We start from the raw sequence: 5,739 nt of genomic DNA on the forward strand, positions 1-5,739 counted from the left end.
GGTCGTAGTAGTCGGTGACCACCTTGGAGCCGGGCGCGAGCGTCGTCTTCACCCAGGGCTTGCGGGTCAACCCCTTCTCGACGGCCTTCTTGGCCAGCAGCGCGGCGCCGATCATCACCGACGGGTTGGAGGTGTTGGTGCAGGAGGTGATCGCGGCGATGGTGACCGCGCCGTGGTCGATCTCGAACTCGACGCCGTCGGCGAGCGTCACCCGGGTGGGCGAGCTGGGCCGGCCGGCCCCTGGCGCCGCGGCAGGCTCCAGCTGGCCGGGGGCCGGCTCGGTGCTGCCGGCCGCCTGGCTCGGCGGGTCGCTGGCCGGGAAGGACTCCATCGAGGCCTCGTCCTGCCCGGCGTGGCCGGCGGCGATGGGATCGATCGGATCGTCGACATAGGCGCGCAGCGCGTTCCGGAACGAGCTCTTGGCCTCGGTGAGCGAGACCCGGTCCTGCGGCCGCTTCGGCCCGGCGATCGAGGGCACCACGGTGCCGAGGTCCAGCTCGAGGTACTCGGAGTACTCGGCCTCGGTGGCCGGGTCGTGCCAGAGGCCCTGGGCCTGGGCGTAGGCCCGCACCAGCGCGATCTGCTCGGCGCTGCGGCCGGTCAGCTCCAGGTAGGTGAGGGTCTCCTCGTCGATCGGGAACACCGCGATGGTGGAGCCGTACTCGGGGCTCATGTTGCCGATGGTGGCCCGGTTGGCCAGGGGCACCGCTGCCACCCCGTCGCCGTAGAACTCCACGAACTTGCCGACCACGCCGTGCTCGCGGAGCATCTCGGTGATGGTCAGCACCAGGTCGGTGGCGGTGGCTGCCTCGGGCAGCTCGCCGGTCAGCTTGAAGCCGACCACGCGCGGGATCAGCATGGACACCGGCTGGCCGAGCATCGCCGCCTCGGCCTCGATGCCGCCGACGCCCCAGCCGACGATCCCCAGCCCGTTGATCATGGTGGTGTGCGAGTCGGTGCCGACCACGGTGTCGGGGTAGGCCATGAGCAGCTCACCGTCGGCTGTCTTGACAGAGCGGCCGAACACCACCCGGGACAGGTGCTCGATGTTGACCTGGTGCACGATCCCGGTGCCGGGCGGCACCACCTTGAACTCGTCGAACGCGCTCTGGCCCCAGCGCAGGAACTGGTAGCGCTCGAAGTTGCGCTGGTACTCCAGGTCGACGTTGCCGGCGAAGGCGTCCGGGCCGCCGAACAGGTCGGCGATCACCGAGTGGTCGATGACGAGCTCGGCCGGGGCCAGCGGGTTGATCCGGGCCGGATCGCCGCCGAGCTCGGCGACCGCCTCGCGCATGGTGGCCAGGTCCACCACCGCCGGGACGCCGGTGAAGTCCTGCATCACCACCCGGGCGGGGGTGAACTGGATCTCGGTGGACGGCTCGGCCTTCGGGTTCCAGCCGGCGACCGCCTGGATCTGCTCGGCGGTGATGTTGATGCCGTCCTCGGTGCGCAGCAGGTTCTCCAGCAACACCTTCAGGCTGTAGGGCAGCCGCTCCGAGCCCGGCACCCGGTCCAGCCGGAAGTAGGTGTACTCGGTGTCGCCGGCCCGGAGCACGTCCTTGGCGTCGAAGCTGTTCCCCTGACCTGCAGGCACGATGTTCTCCCTCGATCCGATTCTCGGCCGCTACATCCTTGCTGTCTCGATTCTTCCGCATCGGCGGCTAAGGCCTCCCATCGGTAGGCCGATAGGAACTCCCGGGTGGGGCCCAGCCGGGTTCCGCTGGCGTCCGTGCGTCCTGCGCTGAAACCAGTGGGGCTGACGTGACCAGTGGCGCTTGTGTGACGTAACTGGCAGTCTGTGGCGATGGCATTGACGAGCAGAGGGGTCCCGGTGGTCAGAAAAGCTGGTCCGCAGCCGGCCCTTCGCCGTGCCGGCGCGGCGCCTGGCAGCGGGACGACCCGGGGCCGGACGCTGCGAGCGCTGCTCTGCGCGACCGCGGTGACCGCGTCGCTGCTGTGCGCCGGCGAGCCTGCGCAGGCCGCCCCCCGACCGCCCAACCCCTCCGACGCCCAGCTGGACGCGGCCCGGGTCGCCAAGGCGTCGCTGGCCAACACCGTCGGGGTGCTGTCCGGGCAGATCGTGCAGGCCCAGGCCCAGCTGCGCTCGCTCAGCGCCCGGGTGGAGCTGGCCGAGCAGCGGTTCGCCTTCGCCCTGTTCAAGCTCAAGAAGGCCAAGGCGCAGGCCGGCCAGGCCCAGATCGAGGTGGCCTCGGCGCAGAAGGGCATCGATACCGCCCGGGCCAACCTGACCCAGTACGTGCACGACAGCTACGTCTCCTCGACCCTCGGCTCGGCCACGGTGGGCCTGCTGAGTGCGACCGACCCGAGCGCCCTGCTGCAGAGCGGGGACTACCGCAACTACGTCTCGTCCCGGCGGCTGGACGTCATGAGCAGCCTGGACCGGGCCACCGTGACCAAGTCCAATGCCGAGGCCAAGGCCAAGGCGCTGGTGGCGCTGCAGCAGCAGCTGACCGCCGAGGCCGCCGCGGCCCAGCGCGCCGCCCAGCAGGCCTACGCCAACCAGCAGGCCCAGGCCTCCCAGCTGCGGATCCAGGAGGCCGGCTTCCAGCGCCAGCTGGTCGCCGCCCAGACCCAGCTGGCGACCCTGAACGGCCAGCGGGCCACGTTCCTCGCCTATCAGCGGGAGCAGGCCCGGATCGCCGCCGAGCGGGCCCGGCAGGCCGCGCTGGCCCGAGCCCGGGCAGAGGCGGCGGCCGCCCAGGCTCGCGAGCAGGCCCGTGAGCAGGCCCGTGAGGAGGCTCGCAGGGAGGCCCGCCGGGAGGCCGAGCGGAAGCGTCGGCAACAGCAGCAGCAGGAGAACAGCGGCGGCAGCAACAACAACGGCGGCAGCGGCGGCAACAACAGCGGCGGTAGCAGCAGCGGGGGCAATAGCGGAGGCAGCAACAACGGCGGCAGCACCGACAGCGGCGGTGGCGGTTACACCCCCCAGCCCTCGTCCGGCGGCTGGACGGCCAGCAAGGGCCGGGCCGCGGCGAACCGGGCGCTGAGCCGGCTGGGCACCCCGTACGCCTGGGCCGGCGGCGACTACAACGGCGCGACCTGGGGCGTGGACTCACCCGGCACCGCGGGCGCGCACGACAGCCAGGTGTTCGGCTTCGACTGCTCCGGCCTGACCATGTACGCCTGGGCGCCGCAGGGCATCTACATGGACCACTTCGCGGCCTCGCAGTACTACTCCGGCTCCTTCCACCCATCCCTGGGCCAGTTGATGCCCGGTGACCTGCTGTTCTGGTCCGACGGCGGCATCGGCGCCATCCACCACGTCGCGCTCTACATCGGCGGCGGCAACGTCGTGCAGGCGCCGCAGTCCGGCGACGTGGTGAAGGTGACCCCCTTGGACCACATGTCCTACGGCTACATCGGAGCGACCCGGCCGCTGACCTGACCGATGCGCCCCGGCAGCGTCTAGGCTGGTGAGATGAGTCCGGCTGGTGAGATGAGTCCGGCGACCGAGCCCGCGTCCGGCGCGGTGCTGCTCGACACGTTCGGGCGGCAGGCCGAGGACCTGCGCATCTCGCTGACCGACAAGTGCTCGCTGCGCTGCACCTACTGCATGCCCGCCGAGGGGCTGGCCTGGCTGCCCGCCCAGGCGGTGCTCTCCGATGACGAGATCGTCCGGCTGGCCACGGTGTTCCTGGGCCTGGGTGTGCGGACGATCCGGCTGACCGGCGGCGAGCCGCTGGTCCGCGCCGGGGTAGCCGGCCTGGTGCGACGGCTGGCCGCGCTGCGGCCCCGTCCGGAGCTGTCGCTGACCACGAATGCGATCTCGCTCGCCGACAAGGCCGAGGAGCTGGCCCGGTCCGGTCTGGACCGGGTCAACGTCTCCCTCGACACCCTGGACCGGCAGAAGTTCCACACCCTCACCCGGCGGGACCGGCTGGACGACGTGCTGGCCGGGCTCGCGGCCGCCCAGCAGGCGGGCCTGAACCCGATCAAGGTCAACGCGGTGCTGATGCGCGAGCAGAACCTGTCCGAGGCGCCACAGCTGTTGACCTGGGCGCTGCAGGCCGGTTATCAGCTGCGCTTCATCGAGCACATGCCGCTGGACGCCGACCACCTGTGGACGATGGCCGGCATGGTGACCGCCGACGAGGTGCTGGCGGTGCTGGGGGAGTCCTTCCAGCTGCGCCCGGCCGGGCAGCGCGGCCACGCCCCGGCCGAGGAGTTCGAGGTGCTCGACGGACCGGGCCGGGCGGACTGGGCGCCCGTGCCGCAGGGCAGCCACCGGGTCGGCATCATCGCCTCGGTCAGCCGGCCGTTCTGCCGCGACTGCGACCGGCTCCGGCTCACCGCCGACGGCCAGCTGCGCACCTGCCTGTTCGGGCACGCCGAGACCGACCTGCGTGCCGCGCTGCGCCAGGGCGCCACCGACCAGCAGCTGGCCGAGCTGATCCGGGAGGCGGTGCGCGCCAAACCGGCCGGGCACGGCATCAACGCGCCGGGATTCCGGCAGCCCGAGCGGCCGATGTCGGCGATCGGCGGCTGAGGCCGGACACAGCTTGCTCGGTTACCGTTGCCGGTAGCAGCCGCACAAGGTCTGACCAAGTGGCGCCGGGAGCGGCTACACCTCAGGAATCGTGCGGGCACACCGAAGAAGAACCAGTGCGAGGAGACACATGACCGAGCGGGCTTCGACCCCCACACCGGCCGCGGACGCCACGGCGCTCGAACGGGCGATGTTCGAGGTCAAGCGGGTGATCGTCGGCCAGGAGCGGATGGTCGAGCGGTTGATGGTCAGCCTGCTCGCCCGCGGGCACTGCCTGCTCGAAGGGGTGCCCGGCGTCGCCAAGACCCTCGCGGTCGAGACGCTGGCCCGCACCGTCAGCGGCACGTTCGCGAGGCTGCAGTTCACCCCGGACCTGGTGCCCTCCGACATCGTCGGAACCCGGATCTACCGGCCGGGCTCGGAGAAGTTCGACACCGAGCTGGGCCCGGTGTTCGCCAACTTCGTGCTGGCCGACGAGATCAACCGGGCGCCGGCCAAGGTGCAGTCGGCGCTGCTGGAGGTGATGGCCGAGCGGCAGGTGTCCCTGGGCGGCAAGCGCTACCCGCTGCCCGACCCTTTCCTGGTGCTGGCCACCCAGAACCCGATCGAGAGCGAGGGTGTCTACCCGCTGCCCGAGGCCCAGCGCGACCGGTTCCTGATGAAGATCACGGTGGACTATCCCTCGCCTGCCGAGGAGCGTGAGATCGTCTACCGGATGGGGGTCGAGCCGCCGGTCGCGCAGGCGGTGATCAGCACCGCGGACCTGATCGAGCTGCAGCAGCGGGCCGGCCGGGTCTTCGTGCACCACGCCGTGGTCGACTACGTGGTCCGGCTGGTGATCGCCACCCGGCAGCCGGCCGAGTTCGGCATGGCCGACGTCGCCGGCTGGGTGGCCTACGGCGCGAGCCCCCGGGCCAGCCTGGGGCTGATCGCGGCCGGCCGGGCGCTGGCCCTGCTGCGCGGCCGCGACTACGTGCTGCCCAACGACATCCTGGACATCGCGCCGGACGTGCTGGCCCACCGCCTGGTGCTGTCCTCCGCCGCGATCGCCGACGGCGTGTCGGCCGCGCAGGCAGTGTCCCGGGTGCTGCAGACGGTGCCGCTGCCGCAGGTCGCGCCCCGGCAGCGGGCCACCGGCGGCTTCATCCCGGCCGCTGCCACGCCCGCCCCGCAGGCCAGCACCGCCAACTACACCAACGGCGCGCATGCCGCCCCGGCGGCCCAGCAGGGGG

At 71.9% G+C, this 5,739-nt stretch carries 4 protein-coding genes; 3 read left to right on the top strand and 1 reads right to left on the bottom strand.

What is annotated here, in order from left to right; genetic code table 11:
* On the bottom strand, positions 1–1,594 hold a 1,594-nt coding region (acnA, locus tag VF612_RS10030; RefSeq protein ID WP_408659710.1), incomplete at its 3' end, for an aconitate hydratase AcnA.
* A gap of 237 nt (positions 1,595–1,831) precedes the next feature.
* Between acnA and VF612_RS10035 the strand changes: the two genes are divergently transcribed.
* The 3 genes from VF612_RS10035 to VF612_RS10045 form a co-directional block, all read left to right on the top strand.
* Entirely contained in the window at positions 1,832–3,406 is a 1,575-nt protein-coding gene (locus VF612_RS10035) for an NlpC/P60 family protein (protein WP_408659711.1), read from the top strand.
* An 84-nt stretch (positions 3,407–3,490) separates the two neighbouring features.
* The gene (gene moaA / locus VF612_RS10040; RefSeq protein WP_408659713.1) at positions 3,491–4,507 is read left to right on the top strand and encodes a GTP 3',8-cyclase MoaA; all 1,017 of its coding nucleotides are present in this window, start codon (positions 3,491–3,493) and stop codon (positions 4,505–4,507) included.
* 130 nt (positions 4,508–4,637) lie between these two features.
* Positions 4,638–5,739 (top strand): AAA family ATPase (locus VF612_RS10045; RefSeq protein WP_408659712.1); only part of this gene is annotated, 1,102 nt, incomplete at its 3' end.

The organism is Jatrophihabitans sp., assembly GCF_036388195.1.
In the GTDB taxonomy this organism is placed as follows: domain Bacteria; phylum Actinomycetota; class Actinomycetes; order Mycobacteriales; family Jatrophihabitantaceae; genus Jatrophihabitans_A.